The sequence below is a fragment of the Nonomuraea sp. NPDC001831 genome, assembly GCF_042892035.1.
Taxonomy (GTDB): Bacteria; Actinomycetota; Actinomycetes; order Streptosporangiales; family Streptosporangiaceae; genus Nonomuraea.
Map to the genome: position 1 here is coordinate 137,792 of NZ_JBIATU010000015.1, position 16,343 is coordinate 154,134.

Sequence of the window (16,343 nt, forward strand, 5' to 3'; positions counted from 1 at the left end):
CGGGACATGACCCTCTACTGCCTGGCCTGCCTGCAGCAGAAACGTTCCACCGAGGCGTACACGATCATGCGTGGTTACGCCCTCTGCTTCGACCACGTCGAGCAGATCCTGGCCGACCGGCGGATGAGCCACCCGTCGCTGGACGGGTCGGCGTTCCGCAGGGACCTCGCGCGGATCGTCGGCCGCGACTAGCGGCGCACCTTGTACCGCAGGTGCAGCACCCCCTCGCCCTGGACGACCACGTGGGGGTCCGCCAGGAGGTGCTGCCCTGCGACGCGGCCGAAGTAGGGCTTGCCCGAGCCGAACACCACCGGCACGACGTCCATCGCCACCTCGTCCACCAGACCGGCCGCGAGCAGCTGGCCGCCGACGTCGCCGGCGTTCACGCTGACGACCCGGTCCCCGGCGAGCTCCTGGGCGCGGGCGACGGCGGCCGTCACGTCGGCGGCGAAATGGTAGGACGCCTCGGGGTGCCAGCCCTCGGGCTTCGGCCGGTGGGACACCACGACCACGTGCTCCCCCGCGGGCGGCCGCCCTTCCCACCCGTTCACCAGGTCGAACAGGGTACGGCCCATGATGATCACGCCGACCGACTCCCAGACCGGCCGGACGTACTCCGCCGACGCCTTGGACACCCTGAAGCGGCCGCCCGCGCCGGAGTGGTCGTAGTCCTGGTCGTCGCCCAGCGTGAGCGGGGTGTCGCCGTTCCAGTACCAGTCGTGCAGGGGGCCGACGTCGTCGTTGCCGTCGGCGATGAAGCCGTCCACCGACACCGAGCTGTTCATGATCACTGCGCCCACGGGGTCTCCTCGGTCCTCGTCAGAAGTACGCCTGCGATCCTGCCGCCCGGCGGGGCTGACGGGCTTGTAGAAAATCAATCGGCGGGCATCGGGCCGCCGTCCGGCGGGAAGCCCGGCTCGGCGGGGAACCGGCGCCGCAGCGCGAGGTACTCGGTCGGGGTGTGGCCGGTGAAGTCCTTGAACTCCCTGCTGAAGTGGGCCTGGTCGAAGTAACCCGCCGTGTGGGCGAGCGCCGGCCAGTCGACCGGGCGCAGCGCGTCCACCGACAGGATCAGCCGGGCGAAGCGGTAGATCCGGGCCACCCGCTTCGGGGTGACACCGACGTGGGACTTGAACTGCACGGCCAGGTGGTTGCCGCTCACCCCGGCGGCGTCGGCCAGCGCGCCGACCGGGACCGCGCCGTCCGTCGCCGCCAGGCGGCCGCCCGCGTGCCGGACGAGGTCGAGGTTGCGCGACGCCGTCCCCGCGAACCGCGCCCGCAGCTCCTCCTCCACCACCCGCAGGACCCCGGCGGCCGAGGTGAGGTCGCCGGCCCGGTCGCGGATCCGGTCCAGGGACCGTTGCCACAGGGCGTCGGCCGGCACCCACCGGTCGCGCAGGTCGCCCGCCGGCACGCCGACGAACGGCGACATCCCCCACGGCTTGAAGTGCACCCCGACCAGCCGCACCCGCGCGGGGTACTCGTAGCGGAAGCGCCTGGTCCACATCCCCATGAACCAGCCGTCGGCGAACACCGCCGGGGGCACGGAAGGGTCGGAGTCCCACAGGCGGGCGGGGTCGCCCAGGTTGACGAACAGGTGTCCCGACGGCATCGGCGGGACGTTCATCAGCCGGTGCCGCGGCACCCCGGTCAGGCAGTAGATGTCGTCGATGAACCGGTCGAGCGGCGGCGCGGGCACCCGTCCGACGTATTGCATGGGACCAGTGTGGCCGAGGTGATCGTGTCCCTGCACCGGATCTTCACCTCGGGTGCGCATCGGCCGCACACCGGTCTGCTTCGATGTCGGCGTGACCGATCGGAGCAGGCCGCCGGCCGGGGACGTCCGCTGGGCCTTCGGCTGCGCGTTCCCGGCCGTGTCGGCCGGGTCGGCGGTGCTGTCCTTGCCCGTCCAGTTGCTCGCGCGGTTGCCGTGGGCGGCCGGGCGGCGGTGGCCGCAGCTTCTCTCGGCGGTGCTCGCCCTCGCCGTCACGGTCGCCGGGCCGGTCGCGCTGACCCTGTACGACCTGGCCGTCCAGGGCACCCCTGGCGACTGCGTCCTGCCCTGGTGGCCTGCGTGGCTGCCCTCGTAGGGACGCTCGCCGGGGGCTCGGCGGTCCGGGCCGCGCGCCTACAGTAGGGGCTTGTGCTCTACGGCAGATCTGCGGAAATCAGCGTTCTCGACGAGGTGATCGCGCGCGCCCGCGACGGCGCCGGCGGCGCGGTGGTGTTGCGCGGCGAGGCGGGGGCGGGCAAGACGGCCCTGCTCGACGCGGCGGCCGCGCGCGGCGGCGCGATGCGGGTGTTGCGGCTCACCGGTGTCGAGTCGGAGTCCGACCTGGCGTTCGCGGCGCTGCACCAGCTTCTGTGGCCGGTGGCCGGCTCGCCCGGCGCGCTCGACGCGCTGCCCGAGCCGCAGCGCCTCGCCGTCCGGGCGGCCCTGGGGCTGGCGGCCGGAGGCGCCGGTGACCGGTTCCTGCTGGCCGCCGGGGTGCTCTCGCTGCTGGTGGAGGCCGCCGCGCCGGACGGGCTGGTCTGCGTGGTGGACGACTTCCAGTGGGTCGACCGGGCCTCGGCCGACGCGCTGCTGTTCGCCGCCAGGCGGCTCGCGACCGAACGCGTCGCGATGCTGCTCGCGGTGCGCGGGGACGCTCCGGTCAAGGGCGTGCCGCTGACGGTGGAGGTGCGCGGCCTGGCCGAGGCCGCCGCGGACGAGCTGCTGGCGTCCCGCCACGGCGCGCTGCCCGTCCAGGTGCGGCGGGAGCTCGTCACGCTGACCGGCGCGAACCCGCTGGCCCTGCGCGAGATCGCCGCCCGTCTGACGCCCGCCCAGCTCGCCGGACGCGAACCGCTGCCCGACCCGCTGCCCGGCGGCGCCCGGCTGTTCGGCGACCAGGTGGCCGCGCTGTCCGCCGCCGCCCGGCTGGCCGCCCTGGTCGCCGCCGTGGAGGGCGACCTCGACGTGGCCCTGCGCGCCACCGGCCGCCTGCTGCTCGCCGAACGCGCGGACCGCCCCGGCACCCGGGCCGCCCGCCCGGCCCCGCCCTCCACGGAGGCGACGCCGGAGGTCGAGGTCGGGCGGGCGGCGTTGGGCGAGTTGGAGGAGGGCGGGCTGGCGGAGGTGTCGGGCGCCGGCGTGCGCTTCCGTCACCCGCTGATCCGTTCGGCGGTGCGCGAGGCGGCCACCGCGGCCGAGGTGCGCCGGGTGCACGCCGTCCTGGCGGAGCTGACCGCCGACGACCGCCGCGCCTGGCACCTGGCCGGAGCCGCCCTGGGCCAGGACGAGGAGGTCGCCGCCGCGCTGGTGGCCGCCGCCGGGCGGGCCCGCGACCGCGGCGGGTACGGCGCCGCCGCCACCGCCCTGGCCAGAGCCGCCGAGCTGACCCCCGCCCCGCGCGAGCGGGCCGTCCGGCTGAAGGACGCCGCCGTGGCGGCCTGGCTCGGCGGCCGTCCCGGCCAGGCGGAGTCGCTGCTGGCCGAGGCGCGCGAACGGGCCGGCGGCGACGTCGCCGTGACCATGGAGATCGCCCAGCTCCGGGGCCGGTTCGAGCTGAACTCCGGCAACGCCGCCGAAGCCGTGCGCATCCTGGCGGCGGGCGACAGCCTGGACATGCTGGCCGACGCCTCCGAGGCGGCCGCGTACGTCGGCGACACCGCGATGATCGTCGAGCTCGGCCGGCGGGCCGCCGCGCACCCGGAGGGCTTCCTGCGGGACACGGTGGCCGGCATCGGCCTGACCCTGGGCGGCGACCCCGCCGGGCCCGGCCTGCTGCGCCGGGCGCTGGCGCGGGCCGGTGAGCTGGCGGACCCGGCGGGCCACCTGTGGGCGGCGGCCGCGGCCAGCCAGCTCGGCGAGACGGACCTGGCCGCCGAGCTGAGCGACCGGGCCGGGCAGGTGGCCAGGGTGTCGGGGATGGCGGGGCAGTTGCCCGTCGTGCTGGAGTTCGTGGCGACCGCCGAACGCCTGGCCGGACGGCTGGCGCGCAGCCAGGCCCTCTCGGAGGAGGGCCTGGAGCTGGCCCGCGAGGCCGGTTACGAGAACACGGTGGCCGCGCACCTGGCCAACCTGGCGGTGGTGGCGGCGCTGCGCGGCGAGGAGGAGGACTGCGAGCGGCAGGCCCGCGCGGCGCTGGCCATCGCCGTCCCCCATCGGGTGGGGCTGCGCGCGGGGGTGGCGGCGTACGCGCGGGCGATGCTCGACCTGTGCCTGGGCCGGCACGCGGCGGCGCGCGACCGGTTCGCGGCCATCGCCGCGGCCGGGCCGGGCACCGGGCATCCGGCGGTCGCCTGGCGGACGACCCCCGACCGCGTCGAGGCCGCCGTCGGGGCGGGCGACGAGGCGGGCGCGCGGGCGGCGCTGGAGGCGTACGAACGGGGGTCGCGGCACGCGGCGACGCCGGAGTCACGCGCGTTGCTGGCGCGCTGCCGCGGCCTGGCCGAATCGCGCGAGGACGCCTTCGACGAGGCGCTGCGGCTGCACACCAACCCCTTCGAGGCGGCCAGGACGGCTCTGCTGCTGGGCGAGCGGTTGCGCCGCGGGCAACGTCCGGGCGAGGCGCGGGCGCATCTGCGGATGGCGTGGGAGACGTTCGAACGGGCGGGCGCTCGGCCGTGGGCGCGGCGCGCGCAGGAGGAGCTCCGGGCGGCGGGCGAGAGCGGGCAGGCGCCGGCCACGGCCGTGCTCGACGCGCTGACCCCGCAGGAGTTGCGCATCGCGGGCCTGGTCGCCGACGGGTTGTCGAGCAAGCAGATCGCCGCCCAGCTGTTCCTGAGCCCGCGGACGGTCGAGTACCACCTGTACAAGATCTATCCGAAGCTGGGCATCGGCTCCCGTACTGATCTGGCGCGGCTAGTAGTTCTACAGAAGGCGCCCGTAGCGGGGCCGGGCAAGCTGTGAGGCATGCAAAACGTGAACATCTGGAGTGAAGAGTTCGGCGCCGCCACCGACGAGCCGATCCTGCTGATCATGGGTTCGATGTCGCAGGGCGTCCTGTGGCCGGACGAGTTCGTCGGGCTGCTGACGGCGGGCGGCCGCCGGGTGATCCGGTACGACCACCGCGACACCGGCATGTCGGACACGGTCGACTTCGCGGCCCACCCGTACACGTGGGACGACATCAAGGACGACGTCTACCGGGTGATGGACGCGCACGGCCTGGACAGCGCGCATCTGGTGGGTCACTCGGCGGGCGGGCTGCTGGCGCAGTACGTCGCGGTGGAGCGGCCGGAGCGGGTGCGGTCGCTGACGGTCATCGGCTCCTCGCCGCTGGGCGGTTGCGAGGGTCAGGTCATCATGCGGGCGCTGCTGGGGCAGCCGCAGCCGGAGGGCAGCCTGCCGGCGCCGACGCCGGAGTTCGTGGCCTTCTACCAGGCCCTGATCGCGTCGCCGCCGCCGCAGGACCGGCGGGCGGCGATCGAGGGCATGATCGCCGAGCAGCGTCTGCTGCACGGGACCGGGCTGCCGTTCGACGAGGACGCGGCGCGCCGGCTGCAGGAGCGCATCTACGACCGGGCGCGCGACCTGTCGGCGACGGTCAACCATCGGCTGGCGGCGGGCGCCAACCCCGACTTCGAGCCGGTGGGCGTGCTGCACCAGGTCAAGGCGCCGACGCTGGTGATCGAGGGCACGCACGAGCCGGCCAAGCCGGGCCATGGCGCGCTCATCGCCGAGCAGGTGCCGGGGGCGCGGTTGATGATGATGGAGGGCCTGGGGCACACGCTGCCACCGCAGGTGCACGAGGAGCTGGCCGCCGCCGTCCTCGCGCACACGGCCCCTCGCGATCAGTGACTCCGGGGTCCCGCCGGGTCGGCTCGCCGGCCCGGCGGACGGGTTTCGGTTGGCCTGAACTGCTCGTTTTCCGTCCGTAAAGAGATTTAGTACGGTAGGCGTCCACGTTACAGCTGCGGCAGAAGTCGCCCCTGGTACGAGAGGTACGCCGTTTGAGCGACGAGTTCGGGCTGACGGTCGAAGCGTTGGCCAAGGAGTACAACCGGCAGGCCCGCGAGCTGCGGACGGCGTACGGCAAGCTGTCGGAGCTGGCGGCGACCGCGGAGAGCCGCGACGGCCTGGTGAGCGTCACGGTGGGGCCGCGCGGTCAGGTGCAGGACATCACGCTGGACCCCCGGGTGTACCGCAAGCTCGCGCCCTCGCAGCTGGCCCGCTCGATCATGGAGCAGATCGGCGCCGCCACCGCGCAGGTGGCCGACCGGACGAAGGAGCTGATGACGCCGTTCATGCCGAAGGGGCTGCCTCTGGAGGAGGTGCTGGGCGAGGGGGCGGACATCGAGTCGTTCCTTCCGCAGCCCGTGCGGCTTCCGCCGGCGGACGGCGAGAGGCATGAGTGACACCCGCGGCCAGGGATACCAGGCCGTCTTCAGCGGTCTTCGGCAGCGGTCCGCGCAGGCCGGCTCCAGCGTCAACGCCCTGTGGGACATTCGCGACGTGTTGAGCGCCGCCTTGTACCGCGAGGGCAACCCGCTGGGCGACGACCAGTACGGCATGGAGCTGGAGAAGAACCGGTACAAGATCGAGCACCGCATCTTCGCCGCCTTCGACGGCTACATCCGCGGGCTGGAGGCCGTGCAGGACGGGCTCTGGGGCAACGCGCGGAACTACGAGGACGCCGAAGGCTACGGCGACCCCGGCGGCGAGGACCCGGGCTACCCCTCCCCCGGCGACCAGGGCCTCCCGGATCCGTCCCTCGACGACTGGCTCCCGCCCCCCGCGGACGCGTCCCCCGCGGGGATGCCTCCCCAGGGCGACGGCCGCGGCCGCGTGACGTCCCGCCGCCCGGCCCGCCCGCGGGCCGGGCCTCACCGGGCGGGCGCCGCCGCGGGAGCTCCGGCGGCCAGGACGCGGCGCGCCAGCGTCACGTAGAAGTCCGTCCCCGTCCGCAGGACGGCGTCGTTGAAGTCGTACTCCCGGCTGTGCAGCGGGTCGCCGCCCCGGCCGGGTTCGGTGCCGTTGCCGAGGAGGGCGAAGCAGGCCGGTACGGCCCCGGCCAGGACGCCGAAGTCCTCGCTCGGCATGACGGGCGCGCAGTCGGGGTCGACGCCGTCCTCACCGGCGACCGCGACGGCCGCCTCGACCGCCGCGGCGACGCAGGCGGGGTCGTTGACGGTGGGCGCGAACTCGTGGGTGTAGGTGACGGCGCACGTGGCGCCGTGGGCGGCGCCGATGCCCTCGCAGAGCCGCCGGACGCGCTCCTCCAGGAGCGCGGCGACGGCGGGGTCGAAGCTGCGCGTGTCGCCTCTGATGACGACCTCGCCGGGGATGGCGTTGCGCGCGCCGTCGGTGCTGATGTCGGTGCAGGACACCACGGCGGGCTGCGCGGGGTCGACGTTGCGGGCGACGACCGTCTGCAGGGCCAGGACGATCTCCGCGCCCACCACGATGGGGTCGACGACCATGTGCGGGCGGGCGGCGTGCCCGCCGCGGCCCCGGATGCGGATCTCGAAGTTGTCCTCGCCGGCCATGATGCTCCCGGCGCGGGTCAGGAAGTGACCGGCGGGGGCGCCGGGCCAGTTGTGCAGTCCGTACATGGCCTGGACGGGGAAGCGGGCGAGCAGGCCGTCGTCGAGCATGGCCCGCGCGCCGCGGCCCGGCTCCTCGGCGGGCTGGAAGACGAACCGGACGGTTCCGTCGAAGCCGCCCTCGGCGGCCAGGACGGCGGCGGCGCCGAGCAGCATCGCCATGTGCCCGTCGTGGCCGCAGGCGTGCATGAAGCCGGGGTTGCGGGAGACGTGGGCGTGCGTACCGGGCTCGTCGATCGGCAGGCAGTCCATGTCGGCCCGCAGCCCGACGGCCCGGCCGGAGCGGCCCCTGGTCAGGGAGGCGACGACGCCGGTGCCGCCGACGCCGGTGACGACGTCGAGGCCCGCCGCCTCCAGCGCCTCGGCCAGGTAGGCGCTCGTCGCGTGCTCGGCGAAGGCGGGCTCGGGCCGCCGGTGCAGGTCGTGCCGCCAGGCGCGCAGCCGGGAGTCGAGGTCGGTCACGAGCGGGTCCTTCCGTGCCGGTGGGGCACCATGATGGACGCGTCCGGCCGCCCGATCAATGCGGGGAGGGCCGCAGGTGCTCGTCGAGCCAGTTCAGGACCTTGGAGACGAGGCTGATGCGGTTGGCGCGGTTGCGGAACTCGTGGCCCTCGTCCTCGAAGAGCAGCAGGTCGCAGGGCACGCCGCGGGCGCGGGCCGCCCCGAACGCCTGCCGGGCCTCGTGCACCGGCACGTTGGTGTCCTGCGCCCCGTGCACGACCAGGAGCGGGGCGGCCAGCCGGTCGAAGGCGCGCAGCGGGGACAGGGCGTGCAGCAGGTCGCGGTCCGCCTCCGGGTGCCCGTACTCCGACACCGCCGCGGCGGCGATCCACGGTTCGGTACGGGCGTAGAAGGTCTCGAAGTCGGCGATGCCGCTCATGTTCACGCCGGCTCGGAAGAGGCGGGGATGGGTGACGAGGGCGGCCAGGGTCAGGTAGCCGCCGTACGACCAGCCCATGCAGGCCAGCCTGGACGGGTCCGCCGCGCCCGTCCGCACCAGCGCGGCGGCGCAGTCGGCGACGTCCTCGACCGCGCGGAAGCGCAGCGCCAGGTCGTCGGCCCGGCGGAAGGCCCGCCCGTACCCGCCCGAACCGCGCACGTTGGGCGCCAGCACCCCGATCCCGGCGGCCAGGAGGTTCTGGTAGAGCGGGTTGAAGGTGGGGCGTTCCTGGTCCTCCGGCCCTCCGTGCAGCGACACCACGAACGGCGCCGGCCCATGGACGTGCGCGGGACGGTAGAGCCAGGCGGCCAGCTCCAGCCCGTCGCGGGCCGGGAAGCGCAGCAGCTCGGCGCCGGTCGCGACCGGGAGCCGCCCGGCCCCGGCGGCGTACCGGTACGTCCCGGAGGTCAGGTCGCACAGCAGCACGTGCGAGGGCTCCTCGGGGCTCTCGGCGGCGAGCACCGCCGTGCGGCCGTCCCAGGCGACGCGGACCGAGGTGACCACGTCGGCGGGCGGCCGCGGCAGCGGCCGGACGTGCGCGGCGGGCAGCTCCACGACGTCCAGCGCCGAGCGGCCGTGCTCGTTCCACACCAGGACGCCGCGGCGGCCGTCGACGCTGAGCGCGAACCGGTCCAGCTCGGCGTCCGGCCGCTCGGCCAGCACGACGGGGTAGGCGTTGCGCCGCACCGCCAGCAGCGCGGCCCGGTCGCGGCCCGCGTCCGACACCAGGTAGGCGACCTCGCCGTCGGGCGACAGGACCCCCTGGTCGGTCGAGCCGGGCAGGCCGGGCAGCAGGTCGCGCTCGCCGCCCGGCGGATGGCCCGGGACGGCGTCGGCCGCGTACATCCGGCGCAGGCCGCGCGGCCCGCGCCGGAGCAGCATGCGCGCGTGGTCGCGGCTGACCGCGGCCGGCCACAGCAGCTCCCCCACGGCGATGACCTGACGGGCGCCGGTGACGGCGTCGGCCAGCTCGGCCCGCGTCAGGCCGGCGGCGGAGGTCTCGGCCACCAGGACCGACTCGCCCCGGCCGGTCCAGCGGACCAGCGCGGCCGACCCGTGCGGCGGGACGGCGAGCGGCCGCAGCTCGCCGCCGTGCGGGCGCACGGTCCACACCTGCGTGTGCTCGCCGCCGCCCGGCGCCACCAGGACCGCCAGATGCTCCCCCGTGGGCCCCCAGCTCACGTCCACGACCGGGTGGTGACCGGTGTCGACCGGCCACGCGTCGAGGTCCGCGCCGAGCGGCTGGACCCACACCCGGGGCACGCCGTCCTGGTCGCTGACGAAGGCCACGGCGCTGTTGTCGGGCGCCAGCGCGGGCCGGCGGCAGCTCCAGGCGTGCAGTGCGGCGGCCGACGGCAGGTGCGACAGGTCGCCGATGATGTCCGGCATCACATCTGGTGGGCCTGGAGCCACAGTTCGAGCAGGCCGATCTGCCAGAGCGTGTTGACGCCGGTCGTCGCCCGGTCGGACTCGGGGTCGGCCAGCAGCCGCCGCACGAACTCCGGCCGGAACAGGCCCCGCGCGCGGGCGGCCTGGCTGGTGAGGGCGTCCCGGACGAGGTCGAGCAGGGCCCCTTCGACGTGCCGGACGGCGGGCACCGGGAAGTAGCCCTTCGGCCGGTCGATGATCTGCGCGGGCAGCAGCCGGCGCGCGGCGTCCTTGAGCACGCCCTTGCCGCCGTGGGCCAGTTTGAGCCCGTCGGGGCAGGCGGCGGCCAGCTCGACCAGGTCGTGGTCGAGGAACGGCGTGCGGGCCTCCAGCCCGTGGGCCATGGTCATGTTGTCGACGCGTTTGACCGGGTCGTCGATCAGCATGGCCGTGGTCTCCAGGCGCAGCACGGCGTCGAGCGCGGTGTCGGCGCCCGGCCGCGCCACGTGCTCCCGGACGAAGTCGCCGCTGACGTCCCGCTCCAGCAGGTGATCGGGGGCCAGGACGCCGGACAGCTCCTGGTGCGGGCGGTCGGCGAACTCCCTGCAGTAGACCTCGGCCGCCTGCTCGCGCGGCACGCCCGCCAGCGGCGGGAACCAGCTGTAACCGGCGAACACCTCGTCGGCGCCCTGGCCCGACTGCACGACCTTGACGTGCCGGGCGACCTCCTGCGACAGCAGGTAGAAGGCGACGCAGTCGTGGCTGGCCATCGGCTCGCTCATGGCGCCCACGGCCCGTTCCAGCCCGTCCAGCAGGCGGTCGTCGGGGATCCTGATGCGGTGGTGGTCGGTGCCGAACCGGTCGGCGACCAGGTCGGAGTAGGCGAACTCGTCCCCCTTCTCGCCGCCGGCCGGCTCGAAGCCGATGCTGAACGTGGTCAGGCCGCTCTGCCCCTCCTCGGCCAGCAGCGCCACGATGAGGCTGGAGTCCAGGCCGCCGGAGAGCAGCACGCCGACCGGCACGTCGGCGACCATCCGGCGGCGCACCGCCGTGCGCAGAGCGTCCAGGACGGCCCGGCGCCAGTCCTCCTCGCTCAGCCCCGCGTGCTCGGGCAGGGCGGAGCGGGTGTAGGACGGGTCCCAGTAGCGGTGGTCGGTGTGCGTGCCGTCCGGCTCGACCACCCGGACGGTGGCCGCCGGCAGCTTGCGCACCCCCGCCAGGATCGTGCGCTCGCCGGGCACGAGCGAGTGGAAGGTCATGTAGTGGTGCAGCGCCACCCGGTCGATGCCGGTGTCCAGGCCGCCGCCCGCGACCAGCGCGGGCAGGGTCGAGGCGAAGCGCAGGCGGCGGGCGTCGTGGCTGAGGTACATCGGCTTGATGCCGAGCCGGTCGCGGCCGAGCACGAGCCGGCCGCTGTCCCGCTCGTGGATCGCGAAGGCGAACATGCCCTTGAAGTGGCCGACGCAGTCGGCGCCCCACCGGTGGTACGCCTTGAGCAGCACCTCGGTGTCGGAGGTGGAGTAGAACCGGTAGCCCGCGCCGCGCAGCTCCTCGCGCAGCTCGCGATAGTTGTACAGGCAGCCGTTGAACACCACCGCCAGGCCGAGCCCGGCGTCCACCATCGGCTGGGCCGCCTTCTCCGACAGGTCGATGATCTTGAGTCGCCGGTGGCCCATCGCGACGGCCCCCTGCGCCCACAGGCCGGAGCCGTCCGGCCCGCGGTCGTGCATCGCGTCGGTCATCCGGCCCACCGCGCCGATGTCGGCCTCCGCGCCGTCGAACCGCAACTCGCCGCTCAGCCCGCACATGCCACTACCTCCGTCCCGCAGCCGCCGGCCATCAGGCCGCCGGTCGGCACGAAGGGAGGTCGTGGTCCCCCGTCGGCCGGTCCCACTCGCACGTGCGGGTCTCGCTGAGCACCAGGTCGGCCACGTCCGCCAGGCTGCCCCGTTCGGCGTACACCGCCCGCTGGCGGGCCGCCGACGTGCCCGTCCGCAGGACCTGCCGGGTCAGCCTCGTCACCAGCTCCCAGTCCCCGGCCGCCTCCAGTTGCGGGCGCAGGCCCGTCACCAGGTTCTCGACCACCTCCTTGGCCGGGCGCGGCACGCCCTCCACCGGATCGACCAGGTCGCCCTCCAGCCCCCACCGGGCCGCCTGCCAGGTCGCCGCGCGCGCCGCCTCCACCTGCACCTCCGGCCCCGGGCCGCGGCGCGCCGCCGCCACCTCCCTGGCCACCAGCGCCCGGAACAGCCCGGCGATCAGCACGACGTCCTCCACCCGGGGACAGGCGTCGCAGATCCGCAGCTCCACCGTCGGCACGTGTTGCGAGGGCCGGACGTCGAAATAGAGCATCCCCGCGTCGCTGATCACCCCGGACCGGATCAGACCCTGCACCATCTCCTGGTACTCGGCCGCCGAGCCGAACTTGCCGATCGGCCCCGTCGTCGGCCACCGCTGCCAGACCAGTGTGCGATAGCTGGCGTAGCCGGTGTCGGCGCCGTCCCAGAACGGCGAGCTGGCGCTGAGTGCCAGCAACGGCGCCAGCCAGGGCGTCAGCCGGTGCGCCACCGCGACCGCCAGGTCCGGGTCGGGCACCTCCGCGTGCACGTGCGTGCCGCAGATGAGCTGCTCACGGGTCAGCACCTGGAAATCGCTGAGCATCTTCTCGTATCGCTGGTCGGGGAAGACCTTCACCTCGTCGAGGTCGGCCAGCTGCGGCGTGCCGACCGCCGCGATCCCCAGCCCCAGCTCGTCGGCGGTGGAGATCAGCTTGCGCCGCAGGCGGCACACGTCGCGGGCCAGGTCGTCCAGGGCCAGGAACGGCGCGCTGTTGGCCTCGACCATCGACCGTTGCAGCTCGTGCGTGAAGCTCTCCTCGGGCAGCGCGCTCAGCAGCGCCCCCGCCCGCGCGGTCACCCGGCGTGTGGTCGCGTCGACGATGTGGTACTCCTCCTCCACACCGACCCGGATCGCTCCCCCGGACCCCTCCACGGTCACCACTCCCATCATTAGGCACTCGAAGCCACCCCCTTCTCCCCCGAAAACGGGCTTCAGCACCTCTTGACCTCCACAAATGAAGGTCAGGCCGCGAATGCGGTCTGCCGGGTGTTCAGTGGGGGCTCCGGTGGGGGTCGGCATGGATGTGGGTGCGCATGCCCTGGGGGTCGAACAGGATGAGCAGCTCGACCGTGCCGCCGTCGGCGCTGCCCAGCCAGTGGGGCATGGACGTGTCGAACTCGGCCGCCTCGCCGACCGGCAGCGTCAGGTCGCGGTCGCCGAGGACGAGCCGCAGCCGCCCGGTGAGGACGTAGAGCCATTCGAAGCCGTCGTGGGTCTGCGGGGTGGGTTCGAGCGGTTCCGGCCGCGCGGGGATGATCATCTTGAACGCGTGGACCCCGCCCGGCCGCCGGGACAGCGGCACGAAGGTCATCCCGAACCGGGTGATCGGCTTGAGGTGGATCCGGGGGTCGCCGGTGCGCGGGGCGCCGACCAGGTCGTCGAGCGGGACGTCGTAGACGCGGGACAGCGGCAGCAGCAGCTCCAGCGTGGCCCGGCGCTGCCCGCTCTCCAGCCGGGACAGCGTGCTCTCCGAGACGCCGGTCGTGGTGGCGAGCTCGGCGAGGGTGATGCCGCGGTGACGGCGCAGAGCTCGAAGGCGCGGCCCCACCGCGCTCAGCACCTCGTCCATGTCGTCGTCCACGCGCGCCATCTTGCCATAACCGCAACTTTTCGTGCCAGAACGGCGGGCTGGTGATCGGATCGAACCCGCACTGCTCGACGGCGGCACCGGCCGTCGCCCCCGCCCCTCTTCTCAGGACAGGACCACATGACCACTGCTCCACGGCCGTCGCCGGGCCGCCTCGCCCGATCCGCGCGCACGGCGGCCACCGTCGCGCTCGCCCTCCTGCTCGCGCTCGGCGCCACGGCCTGTGCGCCGCCCGCCGCCGCTCCCCCGCCTGCCGCCTCCTACACCACCGCCACCCAGGACGACCCGCGGTTCGGCAGGACGTTCCGGCACGAGTTCGCCGACGTGGACGGCGTGCGCATGCACTACGTGACGGGCGGGACCGGCACGCCGGTGGTGCTGATCCACGGCTGGCCCCAGACCTGGTACGGCTGGTGGCCGATCATGCCGGACCTGGCCCGGCACCACACCGTCTACGCCGTGGACCTGCCGGGACTGGGCGACAGCGAAGGCTCGCCCACCGGCTACGACAAGGCCACGCTGGCGCGCTACGTGCACCAGCTGATCGCCGGACGGCTCGGGATCCGGGACGCCGCCGTCGTCGGCCACGACTTCGGCGCCGCGGTGGCGTTCCAGTACGCGAGCCGGTTCCCCGCCGACACCGCCCGCCTCGGCTACCTGGACCTGCCGCTGCCCGGCCCGGCCGTCGACGCGGCCGCGTACCGGTCGCTGAGCTGGCACATCGCCTTCCACTCCCAGCGGCGGGTGCCCGAGGCGGTGGTGGGCGACGACGTCCGCGAGTACCTGGCGCTGTTCTACCCCCAGGTCTCCTACGGCGGAACGGCGTTCGGCGGCACCTCGGAGCGGTCCCCGTTCACCGACGCCGAGATCACCGAGTACGCCCGCACCTACAGCCGGCCGCAGGCCCTGTCGGGCGGCTTCGAGCTCTACCGCGCCCTGGACCAGGACGTGCGCGACACGACGGCGGCGGCGCCGGTGCGCGTCCCGGCGCTGCTCATGACCGCCCAGGGGCAGCTCGACGCGATCCGGGCCACGGTGTCACCGCGCCTGACCAGGATCGTCCGCGCGGTGGACGTCCCGCGCGCCGGGCACTGGCTCGTCGAGGAGAACCCCGGTTTCGTCACCGCGGAGCTGGAGCGGTTCCTCGACGGCTGACCCGGCCGGCCACCACGACGGCGGGTCCACCTGCTCCAGTCTGCTCCAGCCGGTCCAGCCATGCCGGCGCAGCAGCTCGATCAGCCGTCGGGCGGGCGGGACGGCGTCGAACGCCAGGGCGTCCATCAACCGGACGAACTGCGGCTCCACGTCGAGGTCGTCGACGTAATCCCCGTCCCGCCCGCCGGTCAGCCGCGTGAGGCAGGCGGCCAGCTCGCCGGCCAGCTCCGCCAGCCGCGGGTCGTCGGCGGGCCGCGTCAGGGCCCGGCCCAGGATGCGGAAGAAGCCGACGAAGTCCGGGTCGTCGAGCTGCTCCCGTTTGCGGGCCATCCACTCCGGCACGCGTCCGGGCGAGTGCGCGGCCAGCAGGATCCAGCCGTCGCGTTCGGCCTGGACGATGTGGTCGTCCACGCCGAGGGCCCGCAGCCGGTCGAGGTAGCCGACCACCTCCGGGGGCAGCGCCAGGCCGTCCCCGGCGGCCAATCGGGCGATCCGCTCCCGGTGGCGTTGCCGCCGCCGGATCTCGGCGCGCAGCCGCCGGTCCACGTCGGCCAGCGCGGCGGCGAACTCCTCCTCGCCGGCCCCCAGCAGCTCCCGCACCCGCGCGAGCGGCACCCCGGCCTCGGCGAGGGTCCGGATCCTGACCAGCTCGACCACGGCGGCGGCGGCGTACCTGCGGTGGCCGTGGCGGTCGCGCGCGGGCTCCGGCAGCAGTCCCTTGGCGTGGTAGTGCCGCACCGCCCGCACGGTCACCCCCGCGTACGAGGCCAGTTCGCCGATGGTCAGCATGGGACCAGCCTTCCAGAGGTCGTCAAGCAGCCGTCTTCCGGATGATCCGGGCGATCTCCGTCGCGTGCGTGAAGACCAGCCCGTGGTCGGCGTCGAGCCACGTCGTGGCGATGCGCGGCTGTTCCCGGACGAGCCGCTCGATCCCGGCCCGCCAGTTGCGGTTGAACCGGGCGGCGGGCCCGTCGCCCGCTCCCGCCATCGAGATCGACATGATCATGCTGATCGGCCGGTCGATCATGGGGTACCGGGACAGGATCCCGGACCGGACCGCGTCGATCTCGGCGTTCAGGTCGAGGATCTGCCGCGCGGTGAGCAGCACCTGCCGCGGGGTGCCGCGCCGGCTCTGCTGCTGCGCGGCCAGCTCCTCCCACATCGCGCGGAACCGCGGCAGGACGTCCTCGGTGAGGAACGGCTCGGGCACCGGGTTCGCCCCGTCGATCAGGACGAGCCCCGCGACGCTCCCGGGATGCCGGGCGGCGTGGTGCACGGCCAGGTCGGCCCCCAGCGAGTACCCCACGAGCACGGGGGCCCGGCCGAGGCCGAGCCGGCCCACCCGGGCCATCACGGCGTCCAGGTCGCCGAGGAACGCCTCGAACGAGTACCGGTCCGCGGCCGGGGTGCGGCCGTGGCCGCGCAGGTCGAAGGTCACCACGTCGTGGTCGTGCCGCAGCAGCTCGATCAGCTCGCCGAGGTCGGCCTGGGTCGAGTTCAGCCCGGGGCACAGCACCAGGGGGCGGCCCCGTCCGCCGCGGGACAGCGGGATGGCGAGGCCGTCGTGGTGGGCCGTCAGCTCGCCGGACGGCGGGCGGTTCGTACTGGTCGCAGGGGTCATGCCCCCATGCTGGGACATTGACC

Annotated in this window: 16 protein-coding genes; 7 read left to right on the forward strand and 9 right to left on the reverse strand. The window is 74.6% G+C overall.

What is annotated here, in order from left to right:
• Positions 1-6: 6 nt before the first annotated feature.
• Positions 7-192, forward strand: a complete 186-nt coding sequence (locus ACFYYW_RS37175) for a hypothetical protein (RefSeq protein ID WP_352331543.1) — start codon at positions 7-9, stop codon at positions 190-192.
• On the opposite strand, the gene ACFYYW_RS37180 is transcribed toward ACFYYW_RS37175, so the two are convergent.
• Positions 189-800, reverse strand: a complete 612-nt coding sequence (locus ACFYYW_RS37180; protein ID WP_387656159.1) for a dihydrofolate reductase family protein — start codon at positions 798-800, stop codon at positions 189-191. The two genes, ACFYYW_RS37175 and ACFYYW_RS37180, sit on opposite strands and share 4 nt — an antisense overlap.
• Positions 801-874: 74 nt before the next feature.
• Entirely contained in the window at positions 875-1,717 is an 843-nt protein-coding gene (locus ACFYYW_RS37185) for a helix-turn-helix domain-containing protein (RefSeq protein ID WP_387656161.1), read from the reverse strand.
• Positions 1,718-1,808: 91 nt separating this feature from the next.
• Between ACFYYW_RS37185 and ACFYYW_RS37190 the strand changes: the two genes are divergently transcribed.
• From ACFYYW_RS37190 to ACFYYW_RS37210, 5 genes are all read left to right on the forward strand, one after another.
• Positions 1,809-2,090: a hypothetical protein gene (locus tag ACFYYW_RS37190; RefSeq protein ID WP_387656164.1), complete on the forward strand. Its 282-nt coding sequence runs from the start codon at positions 1,809-1,811 to the stop codon at positions 2,088-2,090.
• A 53-nt stretch (positions 2,091-2,143) separates the two neighbouring features.
• Complete coding sequence (locus ACFYYW_RS37195; RefSeq protein WP_387656167.1) at positions 2,144-4,894, forward strand: LuxR C-terminal-related transcriptional regulator; 2,751 nt, start codon at positions 2,144-2,146, stop codon at positions 4,892-4,894.
• A gap of 3 nt (positions 4,895-4,897) precedes the next feature.
• Positions 4,898-5,785, forward strand: a complete 888-nt coding sequence (locus ACFYYW_RS37200; RefSeq protein WP_387656170.1) for an alpha/beta hydrolase — start codon at positions 4,898-4,900, stop codon at positions 5,783-5,785.
• 152 nt (positions 5,786-5,937) lie between these two features.
• Positions 5,938-6,342, forward strand: coding sequence for a YbaB/EbfC family nucleoid-associated protein (locus tag ACFYYW_RS37205; protein ID WP_387656172.1), 405 nt, complete (start codon positions 5,938-5,940; stop codon positions 6,340-6,342).
• Positions 6,335-6,874, forward strand: a complete 540-nt coding sequence (locus ACFYYW_RS37210) for a hypothetical protein (RefSeq protein ID WP_387656175.1) — start codon at positions 6,335-6,337, stop codon at positions 6,872-6,874. Before ACFYYW_RS37205 ends, ACFYYW_RS37210 begins: the two co-directional genes overlap by 8 nt.
• Here the strand turns inward: ACFYYW_RS37210 and ACFYYW_RS37215 are convergent.
• The 5 genes from ACFYYW_RS37215 to ACFYYW_RS37235 form a co-directional block, all read right to left on the reverse strand.
• Positions 6,811-7,992, reverse strand: a complete 1,182-nt coding sequence (locus ACFYYW_RS37215; protein ID WP_387656177.1) for an amidohydrolase — start codon at positions 7,990-7,992, stop codon at positions 6,811-6,813. The genes ACFYYW_RS37210 and ACFYYW_RS37215 overlap by 64 nt on opposite strands.
• Before the next feature lie 55 nt (positions 7,993-8,047).
• Entirely contained in the window at positions 8,048-9,859 is a 1,812-nt protein-coding gene (locus tag ACFYYW_RS37220) for a S9 family peptidase (protein ID WP_387656180.1), read from the reverse strand.
• Positions 9,859-11,646 carry an N-acetylglutaminylglutamine amidotransferase gene (locus ACFYYW_RS37225; protein ID WP_387656183.1) on the reverse strand — a complete coding sequence of 596 codons (1,788 nt, stop codon included), beginning with the start codon at positions 11,644-11,646 and terminating at the stop codon, positions 9,859-9,861. Before ACFYYW_RS37225 ends, ACFYYW_RS37220 begins: the two co-directional genes overlap by 1 nt.
• 31 nt (positions 11,647-11,677) lie before the next feature.
• Entirely contained in the window at positions 11,678-12,835 is a 1,158-nt protein-coding gene (locus ACFYYW_RS37230) for a glutamate--cysteine ligase (RefSeq protein WP_387656186.1), read from the reverse strand.
• 112 nt (positions 12,836-12,947) lie between these two features.
• A complete protein-coding gene (locus ACFYYW_RS37235) occupies positions 12,948-13,526 on the reverse strand; it encodes a helix-turn-helix domain-containing protein (protein ID WP_387656473.1) in 579 nt (192 codons plus the stop codon).
• A gap of 138 nt (positions 13,527-13,664) precedes the next feature.
• Between ACFYYW_RS37235 and ACFYYW_RS37240 the strand changes: the two genes are divergently transcribed.
• Positions 13,665-14,699 (forward strand): alpha/beta fold hydrolase, encoded by a 1,035-nt coding sequence (locus ACFYYW_RS37240; RefSeq protein WP_387656189.1) that lies wholly within the window; start codon positions 13,665-13,667, stop codon positions 14,697-14,699.
• On the opposite strand, the gene ACFYYW_RS37245 is transcribed toward ACFYYW_RS37240, so the two are convergent.
• Together ACFYYW_RS37245 and ACFYYW_RS37250 are read right to left on the reverse strand one after the other, a co-directional pair.
• Positions 14,583-15,488 (reverse strand): MerR family transcriptional regulator, encoded by a 906-nt coding sequence (locus ACFYYW_RS37245; RefSeq protein ID WP_387656192.1) that lies wholly within the window; start codon positions 15,486-15,488, stop codon positions 14,583-14,585. The genes ACFYYW_RS37240 and ACFYYW_RS37245 overlap by 117 nt on opposite strands.
• Before the next feature lie 22 nt (positions 15,489-15,510).
• Positions 15,511-16,320 carry an alpha/beta fold hydrolase gene (locus tag ACFYYW_RS37250; protein WP_387656194.1) on the reverse strand — a complete coding sequence of 270 codons (810 nt, stop codon included), beginning with the start codon at positions 16,318-16,320 and terminating at the stop codon, positions 15,511-15,513.
• Positions 16,321-16,343: the final 23 nt, after the last annotated feature.

Coding starts and splice junctions, on each gene's coding strand:
- ACFYYW_RS37220 (WP_387656180.1), bottom strand. CDS start 9,859: ATGCCGGACATCATCGGCGACCTGTCGCACCTGCCGTCGGCCGCCGCA.
- ACFYYW_RS37235 (WP_387656473.1), bottom strand. CDS start 13,526: ATGGACGAGGTGCTGAGCGCGGTGGGGCCGCGCCTTCGAGCTCTGCGC.
- ACFYYW_RS37175 (WP_352331543.1), top strand. CDS start 7: ATGACCCTCTACTGCCTGGCCTGCCTGCAGCAGAAACGTTCCACCGAG.
- ACFYYW_RS37250 (WP_387656194.1), bottom strand. CDS start 16,320: ATGACCCCTGCGACCAGTACGAACCGCCCGCCGTCCGGCGAGCTGACG.
- ACFYYW_RS37240 (WP_387656189.1), top strand. CDS start 13,665: ATGACCACTGCTCCACGGCCGTCGCCGGGCCGCCTCGCCCGATCCGCG.
- ACFYYW_RS37185 (WP_387656161.1), bottom strand. CDS start 1,717: ATGCAATACGTCGGACGGGTGCCCGCGCCGCCGCTCGACCGGTTCATC.
- ACFYYW_RS37245 (WP_387656192.1), bottom strand. CDS start 15,488: ATGCTGACCATCGGCGAACTGGCCTCGTACGCGGGGGTGACCGTGCGG.
- ACFYYW_RS37210 (WP_387656175.1), top strand. CDS start 6,335: ATGAGTGACACCCGCGGCCAGGGATACCAGGCCGTCTTCAGCGGTCTT.
- ACFYYW_RS37200 (WP_387656170.1), top strand. CDS start 4,898: ATGCAAAACGTGAACATCTGGAGTGAAGAGTTCGGCGCCGCCACCGAC.
- ACFYYW_RS37225 (WP_387656183.1), bottom strand. CDS start 11,646: ATGTGCGGGCTGAGCGGCGAGTTGCGGTTCGACGGCGCGGAGGCCGAC.